General features: G+C 58.1%; 20 protein-coding genes. 6 read left to right on the forward strand and 14 right to left on the reverse strand.

Features of this window, described 5'->3' with window-relative positions; genetic code table 11:
- Window positions 1-14: 14 nt before the first annotated feature.
- Entirely contained in the window at window positions 15-566 is a 552-nt protein-coding gene (infC, locus tag QRN50_RS20810) for a translation initiation factor IF-3 (RefSeq protein ID WP_170846037.1), read from the reverse strand.
- Window positions 566-2,488 (reverse strand): threonine--tRNA ligase, encoded by a 1,923-nt coding sequence (thrS, locus tag QRN50_RS20815; protein WP_011267470.1) that lies wholly within the window; start codon window positions 2,486-2,488, stop codon window positions 566-568. The genes infC and thrS overlap by 1 nt, the downstream gene beginning before the upstream one ends.
- A 349-nt stretch (window positions 2,489-2,837) precedes the next feature.
- Between thrS and QRN50_RS20820 the strand changes: the two genes are divergently transcribed.
- Entirely contained in the window at window positions 2,838-3,143 is a 306-nt protein-coding gene (locus QRN50_RS20820; RefSeq protein ID WP_011267469.1) for a hypothetical protein, read from the forward strand.
- Between the two features lie 295 nt (window positions 3,144-3,438).
- A complete protein-coding gene (locus tag QRN50_RS20825) occupies window positions 3,439-3,651 on the forward strand; it encodes a cold-shock protein (RefSeq protein ID WP_003315566.1) in 213 nt (70 codons plus the stop codon).
- Window positions 3,652-3,717: 66 nt separating this feature from the next.
- Here QRN50_RS20825 and QRN50_RS20830 read toward each other — a convergent pair whose 3' ends face one another.
- A complete protein-coding gene (locus QRN50_RS20830) occupies window positions 3,718-4,059 on the reverse strand; it encodes an I78 family peptidase inhibitor (RefSeq protein WP_024642422.1) in 342 nt (113 codons plus the stop codon).
- Window positions 4,060-4,368: 309 nt separating this feature from the next.
- Between QRN50_RS20830 and QRN50_RS20835 the strand changes: the two genes are divergently transcribed.
- Window positions 4,369-4,563, forward strand: coding sequence for a hypothetical protein (locus QRN50_RS20835; RefSeq protein WP_011267467.1), 195 nt, complete (start codon window positions 4,369-4,371; stop codon window positions 4,561-4,563).
- A gap of 22 nt (window positions 4,564-4,585) precedes the next feature.
- On the opposite strand, the gene QRN50_RS20840 is transcribed toward QRN50_RS20835, so the two are convergent.
- From QRN50_RS20840 to QRN50_RS20875, 8 genes are all read right to left on the reverse strand, one after another.
- Window positions 4,586-5,611 carry a nucleoside hydrolase gene (locus tag QRN50_RS20840; protein WP_024639018.1) on the reverse strand — a complete coding sequence of 342 codons (1,026 nt, stop codon included), beginning with the start codon at window positions 5,609-5,611 and terminating at the stop codon, window positions 4,586-4,588.
- A gap of 23 nt (window positions 5,612-5,634) precedes the next feature.
- Complete coding sequence (rbsD, locus tag QRN50_RS20845; RefSeq protein ID WP_024639017.1) at window positions 5,635-6,039, reverse strand: D-ribose pyranase; 405 nt, start codon at window positions 6,037-6,039, stop codon at window positions 5,635-5,637.
- A complete protein-coding gene (gene rbsK / locus QRN50_RS20850; protein WP_024642423.1) occupies window positions 6,036-6,956 on the reverse strand; it encodes a ribokinase in 921 nt (306 codons plus the stop codon). The genes rbsD and rbsK overlap by 4 nt, the downstream gene beginning before the upstream one ends.
- A gap of 30 nt (window positions 6,957-6,986) precedes the next feature.
- Window positions 6,987-8,003, reverse strand: coding sequence for a LacI family DNA-binding transcriptional regulator (locus tag QRN50_RS20855; RefSeq protein WP_024642424.1), 1,017 nt, complete (start codon window positions 8,001-8,003; stop codon window positions 6,987-6,989).
- A 1-nt stretch (window position 8,004) separates the two neighbouring features.
- The gene (locus QRN50_RS20860; RefSeq protein ID WP_004408445.1) at window positions 8,005-8,997 is read right to left on the reverse strand and encodes an ABC transporter permease; all 993 of its coding nucleotides are present in this window, start codon (window positions 8,995-8,997) and stop codon (window positions 8,005-8,007) included.
- Entirely contained in the window at window positions 8,994-10,547 is a 1,554-nt protein-coding gene (locus tag QRN50_RS20865) for a sugar ABC transporter ATP-binding protein (RefSeq protein WP_096126697.1), read from the reverse strand. Before QRN50_RS20865 ends, QRN50_RS20860 begins: the two co-directional genes overlap by 4 nt.
- A 53-nt stretch (window positions 10,548-10,600) precedes the next feature.
- On the reverse strand, window positions 10,601-11,560 hold the full coding sequence (locus QRN50_RS20870) for a sugar ABC transporter substrate-binding protein (RefSeq protein ID WP_096126698.1): 960 nt from the start codon (window positions 11,558-11,560) through the stop codon (window positions 10,601-10,603).
- Window positions 11,561-11,753: 193 nt separating this feature from the next.
- Window positions 11,754-11,978, reverse strand: coding sequence for a YgdI/YgdR family lipoprotein (locus QRN50_RS20875; RefSeq protein ID WP_003315580.1), 225 nt, complete (start codon window positions 11,976-11,978; stop codon window positions 11,754-11,756).
- A gap of 137 nt (window positions 11,979-12,115) precedes the next feature.
- Here QRN50_RS20875 and QRN50_RS20880 point away from each other — a divergent pair, with 137 nt between their 5' ends.
- The 3 genes from QRN50_RS20880 to QRN50_RS20890 all read left to right on the forward strand — a co-directional run bounded on the left by QRN50_RS20880 (window position 12,116) and on the right by QRN50_RS20890 (window position 13,530).
- Complete coding sequence (locus QRN50_RS20880; RefSeq protein ID WP_003416220.1) at window positions 12,116-12,367, forward strand: DUF1654 domain-containing protein; 252 nt, start codon at window positions 12,116-12,118, stop codon at window positions 12,365-12,367.
- 4 nt (window positions 12,368-12,371) lie between these two features.
- A complete protein-coding gene (locus QRN50_RS20885) occupies window positions 12,372-13,073 on the forward strand; it encodes an endonuclease (RefSeq protein WP_004408453.1) in 702 nt (233 codons plus the stop codon).
- A gap of 220 nt (window positions 13,074-13,293) precedes the next feature.
- Complete coding sequence (locus tag QRN50_RS20890) at window positions 13,294-13,530, forward strand: DUF6555 family protein (protein WP_011267460.1); 237 nt, start codon at window positions 13,294-13,296, stop codon at window positions 13,528-13,530.
- Window positions 13,531-13,604: 74 nt separating this feature from the next.
- Here QRN50_RS20890 and map read toward each other — a convergent pair whose 3' ends face one another.
- The 3 genes from map to QRN50_RS20905 form a co-directional block, all read right to left on the reverse strand.
- On the reverse strand, window positions 13,605-14,396 hold the full coding sequence (map, locus tag QRN50_RS20895) for a type I methionyl aminopeptidase (RefSeq protein WP_096126699.1): 792 nt from the start codon (window positions 14,394-14,396) through the stop codon (window positions 13,605-13,607).
- Window positions 14,393-14,650, reverse strand: coding sequence for a ParD-like family protein (locus QRN50_RS20900; protein ID WP_060400725.1), 258 nt, complete (start codon window positions 14,648-14,650; stop codon window positions 14,393-14,395). Before QRN50_RS20900 ends, map begins: the two co-directional genes overlap by 4 nt.
- A gap of 87 nt (window positions 14,651-14,737) precedes the next feature.
- The gene (locus QRN50_RS20905; RefSeq protein WP_011267459.1) at window positions 14,738-14,935 is read right to left on the reverse strand and encodes a hypothetical protein; all 198 of its coding nucleotides are present in this window, start codon (window positions 14,933-14,935) and stop codon (window positions 14,738-14,740) included.
- Window positions 14,936-14,989 lie beyond the last annotated feature (54 nt).

Here is a 14,989-nt window from a genome sequence, read left to right on the forward strand (position 1 = left end):
CCGTGCCCTGGTGGTTATTTCTTCTTTTTCGGGGCGATGACCATGATCAGCTGGCGTCCTTCCATCTTAGGATGCTGTTCGACGGAACCGTATTCGAGCAGGTCACCTTCAACCCGCTTCAACAGCTCCATACCCAGCTCCTGGTGGGCCATCTCACGACCGCGGAATCTCAACGATACCTTGGCCCTGTCCCCGTCACTCAGGAAACGTACCAGGTTGCGTAGTTTTACCTGGTAATCCCCTTCCTCCGTCCCTGGACGAAACTTGATTTCTTTAACCTGGATCTGCTTCTGGTTCTTCTTCGCTGCAGCAACCTGCTTCTTCTTCTCGAAGATCGATTTGCCGTAATCCATCACACGGCAGACCGGAGGGACTGCGTCGGCAGAAATCTCTACCAGATCCAGCTTCGCCTCTTCGGCAATACGAAGCGCTTCATCAATCGAGACGATGCCAATCTGCTCGCCGTCAGCGCCAATTAAACGAACCTCGCGGGCCGAGATATTTTCATTGATCGGGGCCTTGGGTGCAGCTCGTTTATCTTGTCTCATTTCACGCTTAATAATAATTACTCCGTATCTTGGCGACCACGCCGGGAAACCGCTTGTGCGAGGAATTCAGCGAATTGGGCGACCGGCATCGAGCCAAGGTCAGCGCCTTCACGTGTACGCACAGCGACAGTTTGCATTTCAACCTCCCGATCTCCAATGACGAGGAGATAAGGAACCTTGAGCAAAGTATGCTCACGGATTTTAAAGCCGATCTTTTCATTTCTCAAGTCGGACTTGGCACGAAACCCGCTTTCGGCCAGAGTTTTTTCCACTTCGAGGGCAAAATCGGCCTGTTTGTCAGTGATATTCATGATCACTGCCTGGGTAGGCGCCAGCCAGGCCGGAAACGCCCCTTCGTAATGCTCGATCAGAATTCCGATGAAACGCTCGAAAGACCCAAGGATTGCGCGGTGCAACATGACCGGATTCTTGCGACTGTTGTCTTCCGAAACGTACTCGGCACTCAAACGGATCGGCAGATTGAAGTCCAGCTGCAAGGTGCCGCACTGCCATACCCGACCGAGACAATCCTTGAGGGAGAACTCGATTTTCGGACCGTAGAACGCGCCCTCGCCCGGCTGCAGGTCGTAAGGCAGACCAGCGCTGTCGAGTGCGGAAGCCAGCGCCGATTCGGCACGGTCCCAAAGCTCGTCGGAGCCTACACGCTTTTCAGGGCGAGTGGACAATTTGAGTTCGATATCCTTGAAACCGAAATCGGCGTAGACATCCAGCGTCAGCTTGATGAACGCGGCGGACTCGGCCTGCATCTGGTCTTCGGTACAGAAGATGTGCGCATCGTCCTGGGTGAAGCCACGCACGCGCATGATGCCGTGCAAGGCACCCGACGGCTCGTTACGGTGACAGGCACCGAACTCGGCCAGACGCATCGGCAGCTCGCGGTAGCTTTTCAGGCCCTGATTGAACACCTGCACGTGGCAAGGGCAGTTCATCGGCTTGATCGCGTAGTCGCGGCTTTCGGACTCGGTGGTGAACATGTTGTCGGCGTAGTTGGCCCAGTGCCCGGATTTTTCCCAGAGCGAGCGATCGACCACTTGCGGGGTCTTGATCTCGAGGTAGCCATTCTCACGCTGCACTTTACGCATGTACTGCTCAAGCACCTGATACAGGGTCCAGCCCTGCGGGTGCCAGAAAACCATGCCCGGCGCTTCTTCCTGGGTATGGAACAGGCCGAGACGCTTGCCGATCTTGCGATGGTCGCGTTTTTCGGCTTCTTCGATGCGCTGGATGTAGGCTGCCAGTTGTTTCTTGTCGGCCCAGGCAGTGCCGTAGACGCGCTGCAATTGCTCGTTCTTGGCGTCGCCACGCCAGTAGGCACCGGACAGCTTGGTCAACTTGAATGACTTCAGGAAGCGAGTGTTCGGCACGTGTGGACCGCGGCACATGTCGACGTATTCTTCGTGGTAATACAGGCCCATGGCCTGCTCGCTCGGCATGTCTTCGACCAGACGCAGCTTGTAATCTTCGTGACGGGCGGTGAACACCTCGATCACTTCAGCGCGCGGCGTGACTTTCTTGATGACGTCGTAATCTTTTTCGATCAACTGCTGCATGCGCTGTTCGATCGCCGCCATATCGTCAGGCGTGAACGGGCGCTCGTAGGCGATATCGTAATAGAAGCCGTCGTCGATCACCGGGCCGATGACCATTTTTGCAGTCGGATACAACTGCTTGACCGCGTGCCCTACCAGGTGCGCGCAGGAGTGACGGATGATTTCCAGTCCTTCCTGATCCTTGGGGGTGATGATCTGCAGGCTGGCATCGTTTTCGATCAGGTCGCAGGCGTCGACGAGCTTGCCGTCGACCTTGCCGGCGACGGTGGCCTTGGCCAGACCGGCACCGATTGAAAGCGCGACATCGGCTACGGAAACCGCCTGATCGAATGAACGTTGACTGCCGTCGGGAAGAGTAATAGTTGGCATGGCGCCTCCTCTCCTAGTGGTGACCCCTACCAAAGGTCACGTGGGTTGGGATGAGCCAGTACGTGATCCGGTGGTATGCCTGCCTCACAGTGGCAGGAGCCTTGGGGCCAACCTTGAACCGGACCAGATGACTGGAATGTACGAAAAAACCTGCCTGCGCGGCACCGAAAGCCATTGGCCATGGGGCGCTGGAAAATAACAGGACGCGCATCCTAACACAGCCAGGCCGGCCGGGATGCACATCCACGCAAATGAAATGGAATTGGCACGCCGCCTGAACTGGCTGGCTTCATGGGCGTCAGAAACCAGCAAGACCCCGTACGTTTTTTCCAGCAATAAGGAGAACACCATGAAGTTTTCACGCCTGACCAGCCTCCTCGTCTGCAGCGCCGCCCTCATCCCGCTGGGTGCTCACGCTGCGATGGATGGAGCGACACGCACCACCTTCAGTCAGGAATGCGTGGCTGCGGCCAAGAAACAGGGGCTGAATGACAAGACCGCAACGACTCACTGCGAATGCGGAGCACAACAGGTGGACAGTCACTTCACCGACAAGGAAATAGCCTCGCTCAAGGACACCAAGGCAGCACCACCCGCTGCATTGACGGCAAAACTGCAAAAACTGGTCGCAGAGAACTGCACAGCGACAAAATAATCATTTTTTTCAGCCGGGGTAAGACGCACGTGCCGAGCACTGATAGCAGTTGGCCCCGGCACTTCTGAAAGCCATGAAAATCATGGCTTTAAGCGCTATTGATACGGCCCTTTCTGTGCTGAGCCTGGCACCTCTGAGGGCGGTTTGCAGAGTATGGTGAACCGCATATACGGGACCTTTACGCAAAGGGCCCACCTTAATAGCTGTTTTTTTGCTCATTTCGACTATGATAGCCCGGTGTGCCCAGTTGGCCTGAGCAGCACGTTACTGAAAATTATGTTTCTGGAGATACACCATGTCTAATCGCCAAACCGGCACCGTAAAATGGTTCAACGATGAAAAAGGCTTCGGCTTTATCACTCCACAAGGTGGCGGTGACGACCTGTTCGTACACTTCAAAGCAATCCAGAGCGACGGTTTCAAAAGCCTGAAAGAAGGCCAGACCGTTACTTTTGTTGCTGCTAAAGGCCAGAAAGGCATGCAGGCAGAAGAAGTTCAGGTGGCCTGATTCACCTGACACAAAAAAAACCCCGTCACTGACGGGGTTTTTTTATGCGCAAAAGAAAGTACCGGCTCAGCCGCAATTGATACGGGTCACCTTCCCCGACGCGTCGGTGTTGACGTTTACCCGCTCGGATCGGTATTCCAGTGTGACCATGTCGTCAGGACCGAGAATGCGCGCATCCTGCGAACCGGAACGGGCGCGGACTTGAGAAAGGAGGTCGATGGACGCCTGCTTGCCGATGGCGAACTGGGCAAGCCCTGCATCACAGCGGCCAGGTATCGCGTTGCTGGCTGGCGCGTCGGCCTTGACGGGCGCTTCAGCACTGGCACTGCTATCAGACGCCGTACTGCTGCAGCCTGCCATCAATGAAACCACGACCATAAAACCCAATGTTGCGAATTTCCGGGGCATACACCCTCCTCTGCCAATGAACATTTCCAGACCTGTCCGACCGCGCTCAGGCGCGTTGGTTGCAAGGTCCGACCGACATGCCTCGTGTAACCTGTTGATCTGCCTGGAACGGGAGTCTGCCTTGGCATGAAACAGGGCGTGCAAGGAAATCGTCACAAAACGTTTATCGCCGCAGCTCATTGAATCGGGCTATCAGGATCATATCTAAGTAGAAGTGTCAAAATGCGCGCGGGATGGTTTACTGCCAGGGACACAAACGCCGGGAAGCGAGCAGCGTGTGCGTGACCCTTCAGTGGAGATCAGACAGACATGACAGCCATAACCCTAGACGCGGACATCAAGGCCAGATGGCCTCAGGGGCACTGCTCGCACAGCCCCGGGAATCCGGAAGAACTGATGATCATCGCAGTCGACCTGCTGATCAAGGAACTGGGCACCGAGGGTGCCCGTGCCTTCATCAGCCAGGTGCTGAGCCGCTATGCCGCGGCCGGACTGCCCGCCTGATACGCGGCCTCAGGTTGCGTACTTACTTGAGACGCGCCAGACGCTCGGTCAGCAGATCGAAGAACCCCTGAGCGTCGCCGTTCTCGACCCAGAATACATTCTGCGGCTGCTTGAGCGTGCCGTACCAGTCGGCCACTGTCTGACCAAAACCGATGCCCTCACGCGTGTCCACTGTCACGTTGATCTGCCGCCCGGAAAACAGCTCGGGCTTGAGCAGCCAGGCAATCACGCTGGCGTCGTGTACCGGCCCGCCGGGCAAACCGTAATGCTCCATGTCCAGCTTGACGTATTCATTGAGAATGCCGTCGACCAGCTTGCCAGCATTGTTGCCCAGTGCGGCGATCTGCTTGAGGCGTTGTTCACTGGTGAGAATCTTGTGGGTCACATCCAGCGGCACATACGTCAGCTTCACACCGCTGGCCAGAACGATCTGCGCGGCATGCGGGTCGGCGAACAGATTGAATTCGGCAACCGGGGTGATATTGCCGCCGTTGAAATGCGCGCCACCCATGACCACCACTTCCTTGATGCCCTGAGTGATTTCCGGAGCCTGTACCAAGGCCAGCGCCAGGTTGGTCTGCGGGCCGAGCATGGCGATGGTGATGCTATGCGGCTTGGCCTTGCTCAGGGTGCGGATCAGGTAATCGACGGCATTGCCTTCGGCAAGGCCCTTGGCGGGCTCGTGCACGGGCACGCCCGGCAGACCTTCCTGACCGTGAACGTTCTCGGCATAGATCGGGGTACGCACCAACGGCTTGGGCGCACCGGCATACACAGGCACCTCTTCGCGCCCGGCCCACTCACGCGCCAGCCTGGCATTACGCGAGGTCTTGTCGAGCCGCACATTGCCGGCCACCGTGGTGATAGCCATCACGTTGAGCTCTTCAGGTGACGCCAGCGCCAGTAACAGCGCAACGACATCGTCCGCACCTGGATCCGTATCGATGATCAGATCACGCTTTTCAGCCGCATGGACAGCAGCAGTACCGAGAATGGACAAGAGCAACGCTCCACGAATGAACTGTCTGGAAAACTGTATCAATGTCATATGAAACTCCCTTTATTGAATTATTAGAAGACGACTCCGGACACCAGCGCCACATTACTGTACGGCTGACATTCTCCGGTACGGATGATTGCCTTGGCCTTGCGACTCAAGACCTTGAGGTCTTCGTGGCTTATCCAGCGTTGTTGCCCCAACTGGTCGTCGAGATTCAGGCTTTCGATCACCTGCAACGCAGGCGGTTTGACCTCGGCCATCTCATTGGCCAATACGTGGCTTTCAACCTGCATTTCACTCAGCACGACATCCAGCACACTGATGAAATCCGGCACACCGCGGGTCAGCGCGAGGTCGATCAGTTCGACGCCTGCCGGTACTGGCATGCCGGCGTCGACGATCATCAGGATGTCGCCGTGGCCCAGCGATGCGATCACGCGGGACAGGGCAATATTGAGTAGCGGGGTCTTTTTCATAGCGAATTGAATTCCTGTACTTCCTCGAACGTCGGGATGGACGGCTGGGCACCTGCTCGGGTGACGGAGATGGCCGCCGCAGCCTGACCGAAACGAATTGCCTGCAATTCGCCATGGCCTGCGGACAGCGCCGCCGCAAAACCGCCGACAAAGGTATCACCTGCAGCGGTGGTGTCCACGGCCTGCACACGACGCGCTGGAATATGCTCCATGCCAGACGCACTGGCGAACAGGGTTCCGCGCTCGCCGAGGGTAATGATCACGTTGCGCGCGCCGGCCGCCAGCATGACCGATGCCGCATTTTCAGCGGCGGCCGGCGAGTCGACGTTCACACCGGTCAGGGTCTGCGCTTCGCTTTCATTGGGGATCAGGTAGTCGATCAGGGCATACCAGCTTGCCGGCAAGGGCTCGCTGGCCGGGGCAGGATTGAGAATGACGGTCTTGCCCAGCGCACGGGCGCGGGCCAGGGTGTGGAAAACGGTTTCGGTCGGCACTTCGAGCTGGCAGATGACGATTTGCGAATCTGCCAGCAGCGCGTCGAAGCGCTCGATCAATGCCGGAGTGAGCCGACCATTGCCACCGGCCACGATGACAATGGCGTTCTGGCTGTTGGCGTCGACCACGATCGAGGCGATACCGGTGGACACGCCCTCAACGACGGTCACCGCCTGACAATCGATCTGCTCGGCCAGCAGCGCTGCACGCAGTTGTTCGCCGTAGGCATCCGCCCCGACACAACCGATCATTGCCACACTGGCGCCAAGACGTGCCGCAGCGACCGCCTGATTGGCGCCTTTGCCGCCAGGCACGGTGTCGAATGTCTCCCCGCTCAAGGTCTCGCCAGGACGTGGCAGACGCTGGGCGCGGATGACCAGATCCATGTTCAGACTGCCTACTATCACTATTTTTGCTTGCATGGCTGATTAATCCGTTGCTGTGCTTGCGCGTCATTCGTTGGATAAAGTATTTGGCGCTGCCGTAGACTCGCGCACCACGACGCTGGGCGTCACAAGTCTTTTTTCGGCAGGAAGCGCATGGGGTGTGGCGATTCTGCTCAGCAGCATTTCTGCAGCGGTTTCGCCCAGTTGCATGATCGACTGCCCCACGGTGGTCAGCGCCGGATAAACGTAGCGACTCATCTGGATATCATCGAAACCGATCACCGACAGGTCCTGAGGCACACGAATCAAGCGCTCGGCGGCGGCGCGCAGCACACCGATGGCGATGACGTCGTTGCCGGCAAAAATCGCGGTCGGCGGATGCGCTGCCAGAAGCTGACACGCTGCCTCATGACCGGCAGAGCTGGTGAACTCACTGTGCAGCGCCCATTCGGCACGGCCCGGAACGGACGCCTGTTGCAAGGCGCGCCGATAACCCGCCAGACGCATCTCGGCCACTGTGCTGTGAAATGGCCCACCAATACAGGCAATGGCGCGATGTCCCAGGTCCAGCAAGTGCCGGGTTGCCAGATAAGCACCCTGTTCATGGTCGATACGGACCATGTCGGCATCGATACCGTCCAGCTCCCGGTCAACAATCACCAGCGGCGTACGTACCTCGGCAAGGCCACCTGCAATACCCGCGTCGCCCCCCACAGAAGAAACAATCAGCCCGTCCACGCGCTTTTCCAGCAGCACGCGCAGATAACCACGCTGTTTCTCCGGATTGTCATCGGAGTTGCAGAGGATCACGCAAAAGCCATTACGCTCGCAGTAATCCTCGATGCCCCGCGCCAACTCGGCGAAATACGGGTTCATGCCGTTGGGAATCAACAGGCCGATGGTCGAAGTGGTCTTGGCCTTCAGCGAACGCGCCACTGCACTGGGCACGTAATCGAGCTGCGCAATGGCGGCTTCGACCTTGAGCCTGACCGGCTCGCTCACCGGCCGGGTCTTGTTCAGCACGTGGGAGACCGTGGTGTACGAGATCCCCGCCAGGGCCGCGACATCCTTGATGGTTGCCATATCAGCCCTGGCGCCGAGCCCGGTGGCTGCGGTAGGTGTCCAGCACCACAGCAATCACGATCACCGCACCGGTGATGATCCGCTTGGTCGGCTCGGTCGCACCGATCTGCGCCAGGCCTGCAGCCAGCACGGAAATGATCAGCACACCGAAAAAGGTGCTGATGATCGAACCGCGGCCGCCCATCAGGCTGGTGCCACCGATCACCACTGCCGCAATGACCTGCAGCTCAAGCCCGGCACCGGCATTCGGATCGGCCGCTTCCAGCCTGGATATCTGGAACAGTGCCGCGACACCGGCCAGCAGCCCCATCAGCGAGAACACCAGAATCTTGTAAGGCTTGGGATTGATACCCGCCAGACGCACGGCCTCTTCATTGGTGCCGATGCCGATCAGGTAGCGACCGAAAACGGTGCGGGTCAGTACCGCCTGAGCGACGAAGATGATCAGCAACGCGATGATGAAAGACGGCGCAATGCCAAAGGCAATCGGATCGGACAGCCAGGCGAACGAATCACCGATGTAGGCGGTACGCGAATTGGTCATCTGATAGGCCGCACCACGAGCCATTTCCAGCACGCCCAGAGACACGATGAACGAAGGGATGCGCCAGGCAACCGTAATCGAACCGGTGATCGTACCTGCCAGCGTCGCACAGGCGATGCCCAGCAACGCCGCCGGAAACACGCTCCAGCCCCAGCCGAGGATTGCCACACTGACCGCCGAAGCGGCCAGCGCCAGCACCGAGCCGACCGAGAGGTCGATGCCACCGATGATGAGGATCAGCGTCATGCCGACCGACAGCACCATCAGGTCCGGGATCTGGTTGGCGAGCATGCTGAAGGTCTGGTAGGACAGGAAGTGATCGCTGAGCAGCGAGAACAGCACGATCATCACCAGCAACGCACCGGCCAGCCCGATGTAGGTACCCAGGCCAAAGTAGTTGCCGCCGCGACGGACTGGCACAGTCAGCGTCGGAGAAGGAGTATTTTTCATGAGTCGTTCCTGGGCGCCGCATCATTGAGCAGCGCGTCACGTTTCTGATAACCGGCGAAGGCAGCGGCCAGCAATTGGTCCTGGGTCCAGCAATCGCGCTCGAACGTGTCGATCAGGCGACCGGCAGACAGCACGCCGATACGATCACAGATCAGCATCAGTTCGCGCAGATCGCTGGACACCACCACCAGCGCCCTGCCCTGACGGGTCAGTTCGGCCAGCAGCGCGTAGATATCGAACTTGGCACCGATGTCGATGCCCCGTGTCGGCTCGTCGAACAGCATCACCGTGCAGTCACGTTCCAGCCAGCGACCGATCACCACCTTCTGCTGATTGCCACCCGACAACTCGGAGACCAGCTGGCCCGGACTGGAGCTGCGAATGCGCATGGCCGCCACCTGGCGCTGCGCCAGTTTCAGCTCATCTTCGCTGTTGACCACGCCCGCGCTGGAAATCGAATGCATGTTGCCCAGCGCAATGTTGGCGCTGATCGATTGCGACATCAGCAGGCCTTCGCTCTTTCGGTCTTCCGTGATCAGCGCGATACCCTGCGCCACCGCGTCGGCTGGCGAGCGAATGCTGACTTTTTGCAGCGGACTTCCGACTTCGATGTCACCGCTGTCGGCAACGTCTGCACCGTAAATCAAACGCAACAACTCGGTACGCCCGGCACCGATCAGTCCGGAAATACCGAAGATTTCACCTCGACGCACGTCGAAGGACACATCCTGAACCTTGCCGGCGCGACTGAGCCCCTTGACTGACAGCGCCACCTCGCCAATCTGCCGGGCGCCCATGTCGATATGCTCGCCGAGCTCACGGCCGACCATCAAGGTCACCAGTTGCTCACTGTTGTAGCGGGCAATCGGCTCGACACACACCAGCTTGCCGTCGCGCAGCACGGCGATGCGCTGGGACACCCCGGCCAACTCTTCAAGCCGGTGGGAGATGTAGATGATCGAGACGCCCCGCGCCTGCAGCCGTGTGATCTGCTCGAAGAGCATTTCCACTTCGCGCGAGGTGAGCATGGCAGTGGGTTCGTCGAGAATCAGTACGTGACAGTCGCCGATCAGGTTGCGGGCGATCTCGACCATCTGTTGATGACCGATCCCCAATTCGCCGACCAGCGTGTCGGGATCAATGGCGTCGAGCCCCACTTGAGCCATGGCCTCGGTCGCGTTTTCGCGCAAGCGCTTGCGGTCGATCCAGCCGGCCCTGCGGGGCAGGTCGTGAAGAAACAGGTTTTCAGCCACGGTCAGGGTCGGCAGCAGGTTGAGTTCCTGCATGACCATGCGAATGCCGAGCTTTTCGGCCTGGGTACGACTTGCAGGCTGATAAGGCTGGCCCTGGAATTCCATGTTTCCGGTGGTAGGCGTTACCAGCCCGCCGATGATTTTCGACAAGGTGCTTTTACCGGCACCGTTTTCCCCGGTCAGAGCCAGCACTTCGCCGCGCATCAACGTCAGGTCGACGTCCCCGAGTACGGGCTGTGCGTAGGTTTTGCCGATGCCACTGACCGAAAGAACAGCTGTCTGAGCAGACGCTGACATACATTTCTCCCAGCGCCCGTCCTCTGCGGACGGGCACCTTTACACGGCGTGGATCAAGGTTGAGTAACGAGCTGTACCGGCGTTTCGATCACGCCCTTGTCGTTGGTATCGACCTTCTCGCCTTTGACCAGCTTGAGCGCAGCTTCGATGCCGAAGACCGCCTGCTTGGCTGCGTACTGATCGGCCGTGGCCAGAACCCGGCCATCCTTGAGCATCGGCTTGATCGCATTGATGTTGTCGTAGCCCACAACCATGACCTTGCCAGCCTTGCCTGCCGCACGCACTGCGGAGACGGCGCCCAGCGCCATGCTGTCATTACCGGCCAGCAAGGCTTTCAGGTTCGGGTATTCGTTGAGCATCGCCGAGGCCACAGCGTTGCCCTTGTCGATTTCCCAGTTACCGGACTGCGTAGACACCACTTTCATTTTCGCTTCGTCCATGGCGTCCTTGAAACCGGCGGTGCGTTGCTGAGCATTGTTGGTGGTCGACACACCTTCGATGATGCCCACCTCGTCGCCAGCGGTCAGTTTCCCGGCCAGATAGTCGCCCACCAGCTTGGCACCCTTGCGGTTGTCAGGCCCTACGAAGGGGATTTGCAGGTTCTTGCTTTTGAGCACGTCGACATCGAGCTGGTTGTCGATGTTGACGACCTTGATTCCGGCATCGGTGGCTTTCTTGAGCACCGGCACCAGCGCCTTGGAGTCGGCTGGCGCGATCACCAGCGCATTCACGTTGGAGGCGATCATCTGTTCGACGATGCGGATCTGTGCAGACGTGTCGGACTCATCCTTGATCCCGTTGGAGATCAGGTCGAATTCGGTGGCGTGTTCTTTCTGGTAGACCTTGGCACCGTCTTCCATGGTCAGGAAGAACTCGTTGGCCAACGACTTCATGACCAGTGCGACCTTGGGTTTTTCAGGCGTCTGGGCGTAGGCCGCAGAGAGGGGCATGACTGCCGTAACGGCAGCAAACATGGCGACAGCGAGAAGGCGTCCAGCGAATGGCAGCTTCATGAGTTCATCTCCGATCTTGTGATTATTGTTCGGGCGAACGGCGCAGAATCGATGCCGGGCATCGTCGCGCAAACGTTTGCGAGGAGCGAACTATGGAAAAAGCTGCAGCCTTTGTCAATCCACCGGAAATTAAATATGCCCGAGCTGCCCGTCCCCGCTAACGCAGGGAGCGGGCGTCACGATGAGCAGGGTTTCACTCCTCGGGTTTGACCGTCGCCACATCATCGGCCTTGATCCGGATGGTCTTGCCGGAGATATCCTCGAACTCGTAGAAACCGTCGCGCGTCTTGGTCTTGGGCATATCTTTGGTCACGTACTGAGTACCGTTTTGCAGCGTGACGACCGAGGGCGTGGAACAGCCTGCCAGCAGCACAACTGCCGAGGCCAGTAACGGAAATGCCAGTGACTTGATATTCATGCGTGACTCCGGAAACGTCAGGTTTTTTTCAAGGCAACAGTGTGCCATTTGGAAGGCTTTATCTTACATAGATGTTGCGAAAGATCCGACACTCAAATACTGTATGCCCGTACAGCAATATTCAGGGACCTTTTTCCGTGGCAAAACAAAGCGCAGCGACCCCCTCCACTCCCGGCCCTTACGAGCGCATGGGCATGCGGGTACAGAAGATCATCAACTCGCCCACCGCGCAGAAATCCAGGGCTGCCCTGCTCTTTCGTCAGCCGGACGAGGCAGAAGACGACTGGGCGCAACTGCTTGAAGAAATAGCCGAGAACGATAATGTCACCCTCGCCTGGCGCGACGACGGTGGCGTGCAAATCTTCTGGACGTTGCCGAAGGAAGATTGACGGCATGACGTTTCGATTCTCTAAACTGCTTTGCACCGCCCTGCTCATCACCGCATCGTTCGCCGCCCAGGCACAAGCCCCGCGCACCTTCAGCGAAGCCAAGAAAGTTGCCTGGGGCTTGTATGCGCCGCAGTCGACCGAGTTTTACTGCGGCTGCAAATACACCGGCAATCGAGTCGATCTCGCTGGCTGCGGCTACGTCCCGCGCAAGAGCGCCAAACGCGCCAGTCGTATTGAATGGGAGCACATTGTGCCTGCCTGGCAGATCGGCCACCTGCGCCAATGCTGGCAGAACGGCGGGCGCAAGAACTGCACAAGAACTGACGCGGTTTACAAACGTGCCGAGGCGGACCTGCACAATCTGGTGCCCAGCATCGGCGAGGTCAACGGTGACCGCAGTAATTTCAGTTTTGGCTGGATACCCGAGCAAAAGGGCCAGTACGGCTCATGCCTGACCCAGGTGGATTTCAAGGCCAAGAAGGTCATGCCTCGCCCCTCGATACGCGGCATGATTGCGCGCACCTACTTCTACATGAGCAAACAATACAACTTGCGTCTCTCGCGCCAGGACCAACAGCTTTATCAAGCCTGGGACAAAACCTATCCGCCCCAGGCATGGGAGCGCCAGCGTAACCAGCAGGTCGCCTGTGTCATGGGGCGTGGCAATGATTTTGTAGGCCCGGTAGACCTGAAGTCGTGTAAATAACGAAGTTGATCAAAGGCCGAGCCCTCATACGGATGATTGCTCGGCCATTGATGAATGCATCTGAGTGAATCCAAAACCACTCATCGGACAACTGTTAACTAGCCCATAAGCAGAATGATTTTCGTTCTACTCTTTGAAAACAAGGGCGTAGTCGGGGACGATCCTTCTCGTGCATACGTCAAAACAGCCAGGCTAATCATCACGTTCGCAGGCAGGGAAGATGAATCATCAAACGGAATTTGAAATTCACTATCAGTTCAATGGCCAACCTTACTGCTTTCTGCATCATGCAAAGCAACTGTGCCAGAGCGATGCATTGCATTGTGCGACCCTGCATGCAGGTGTCGGGACAGTGAGCGGCAATATATCCGCAGGCCCGATAGGCGTCGCAACCTTGCAGGCCAAGCGTTTTGGCGTGACGCAGGTGCATTGGAGAAGGTCTTCGCTACAAGCCTGAGGCATCGCCCTTTCCAACAAAGCAATGGCCTTCGAAAAGGCCATTGTTCATATGCATTGCCAGACCCTATTGGATCAGATGGCCGGGTAATCACCCGTACCGTCAGGCCACGGCGTCAGCAGCTCGAAACCGGTCGAGGTGACGGCAACCATATGCTCCCACTGCGCAGACAGTGAGAGGTCGCTGGTCAGAACCGTCCAGCCATCCGGCAACGTCCGGGTGCCCGCCCTGCCCGCATTGATCATCGGCTCGATGGTGAACACCATGCCCGGTTTGAGCCTGAGGCCTTTACCCTGCGCACCATAGTGCAGAACCTGCGGTTCTTCATGGTACTTGCGCCCGATACCGTGCCCGCAATACTCACGCACCACGCTGAAGCCTTCGCGATGAGCGACGCTCTGGATGGCGTAGCCGATATCACCCAGGGTTGCCCCAGGACGCACGGCATGAATACCGGCGCGAGTTGCCTCATAGGTCGTCTCGACCAGACGCCTGGCCAGCGGGCTGACCTCACCCACCAGGTACATACGGCTGGTATCGCCGTACCAGCCGTCCTTGATCACTGCAACGTCGATATTGACGATATCGCCTTCCTTGAGGATATCGGTGGCAGAAGGTATGCCATGGCACACCACGGCATTCGGGGAGATGCAGGTGGTCTTGGTAAAACCGTGATAACCCACATTCGCGGGAATCACTTTCAGCTCTTTGACGATGTATTCATTGCAGATGTCGTCGAGCGCTTCGGTGCTGACGCCAGCCTTCACGTAAGGCGTGATCATCGCGAGCACATCGGCAGCCAGCCTGCCGGCTATGCGCAACTGCACGAGGTCCTGTTCGGTCTTGATACCGATAGCCCTGCTCATGAGGCCGCCTTGGACAGGCTGGAAGCTGCAAGCTTCGAGACGTTGAAGTTCGAAGCGGTCAACACGGTCTCACCGGCATTTTCGAGACGGATCAGCATCTGGCAGATCTCGCTGTAATCCAGCGCCGGGTGCAGTTCAGCGAGCATACCGACACGCATCCAGTGCTCGGCCTGCGCATTGATGGAACGGCTGAGCGCAACGCTGGCAGAGCGCAGATTGGCGTGCATGTTTTCGGAAATTTTTACCAGACCCATGATTCACCTCAAGTTGAATATATGAAGCATATACGTTACGTATACTCACAATCAACCCGAGACGTGCCGTGGCTGCATTCAGCCGCTTTACTCCATCGCGCTGGCCTGGCGGTATTCACCGCCCGCGCGGGCGGCCGCGATGACTATCGACACCTCCGGCTCGTAGGCATTGAACTGGCGCAGTGCGGCCGCCAGCCGGAGAAAATCCTCGCGCTGCATTTCGTTGACTGCAGAGAGCGTACGATGTTGTTGAGCAATCGGACTTTGCGCTGACTTAAGGGACATGACAGACCTCATTCGTTTTTTACTGTTCATGCATACAGTATTTTGAACAGCGCG

It is taken from the genome of Pseudomonas sp. MEJ108 (genome assembly GCF_030208985.1).
Lineage (GTDB): Bacteria > Pseudomonadota > Gammaproteobacteria > Pseudomonadales > Pseudomonadaceae > Aquipseudomonas > Aquipseudomonas fragariae.

Excerpts from the sequence above, each read along its gene's own strand:
- thrS (WP_011267470.1), bottom strand. The coding sequence starts at position 2,488 with ATGCCAACTATTACTCTTCCCGACGGCAGTCAACGTTCATTCGATCAG.
- QRN50_RS20820 (WP_011267469.1), top strand. The coding sequence starts at position 2,838 with ATGAAGTTTTCACGCCTGACCAGCCTCCTCGTCTGCAGCGCCGCCCTC.
- QRN50_RS20825 (WP_003315566.1), top strand. The coding sequence starts at position 3,439 with ATGTCTAATCGCCAAACCGGCACCGTAAAATGGTTCAACGATGAAAAA.
- QRN50_RS20830 (WP_024642422.1), bottom strand. The coding sequence starts at position 4,059 with ATGCCCCGGAAATTCGCAACATTGGGTTTTATGGTCGTGGTTTCATTG.
- QRN50_RS20835 (WP_011267467.1), top strand. The coding sequence starts at position 4,369 with ATGACAGCCATAACCCTAGACGCGGACATCAAGGCCAGATGGCCTCAG.
- QRN50_RS20840 (WP_024639018.1), bottom strand. The coding sequence starts at position 5,611 with ATGACATTGATACAGTTTTCCAGACAGTTCATTCGTGGAGCGTTGCTC.
- rbsD (WP_024639017.1), bottom strand. The coding sequence starts at position 6,039 with ATGAAAAAGACCCCGCTACTCAATATTGCCCTGTCCCGCGTGATCGCA.
- rbsK (WP_024642423.1), bottom strand. The coding sequence starts at position 6,956 with ATGCAAGCAAAAATAGTGATAGTAGGCAGTCTGAACATGGATCTGGTC.
- QRN50_RS20855 (WP_024642424.1), bottom strand. The coding sequence starts at position 8,003 with ATGGCAACCATCAAGGATGTCGCGGCCCTGGCGGGGATCTCGTACACC.
- QRN50_RS20860 (WP_004408445.1), bottom strand. The coding sequence starts at position 8,997 with ATGAAAAATACTCCTTCTCCGACGCTGACTGTGCCAGTCCGTCGCGGC.
- QRN50_RS20865 (WP_096126697.1), bottom strand. The coding sequence starts at position 10,547 with ATGTCAGCGTCTGCTCAGACAGCTGTTCTTTCGGTCAGTGGCATCGGC.
- QRN50_RS20870 (WP_096126698.1), bottom strand. The coding sequence starts at position 11,560 with ATGAAGCTGCCATTCGCTGGACGCCTTCTCGCTGTCGCCATGTTTGCT.
- QRN50_RS20875 (WP_003315580.1), bottom strand. The coding sequence starts at position 11,978 with ATGAATATCAAGTCACTGGCATTTCCGTTACTGGCCTCGGCAGTTGTG.
- QRN50_RS20885 (WP_004408453.1), top strand. The coding sequence starts at position 12,372 with ATGACGTTTCGATTCTCTAAACTGCTTTGCACCGCCCTGCTCATCACC.
- QRN50_RS20890 (WP_011267460.1), top strand. The coding sequence starts at position 13,294 with ATGAATCATCAAACGGAATTTGAAATTCACTATCAGTTCAATGGCCAA.
- map (WP_096126699.1), bottom strand. The coding sequence starts at position 14,396 with ATGAGCAGGGCTATCGGTATCAAGACCGAACAGGACCTCGTGCAGTTG.
- QRN50_RS20900 (WP_060400725.1), bottom strand. The coding sequence starts at position 14,650 with ATGGGTCTGGTAAAAATTTCCGAAAACATGCACGCCAATCTGCGCTCT.
- QRN50_RS20905 (WP_011267459.1), bottom strand. The coding sequence starts at position 14,935 with ATGTCCCTTAAGTCAGCGCAAAGTCCGATTGCTCAACAACATCGTACG.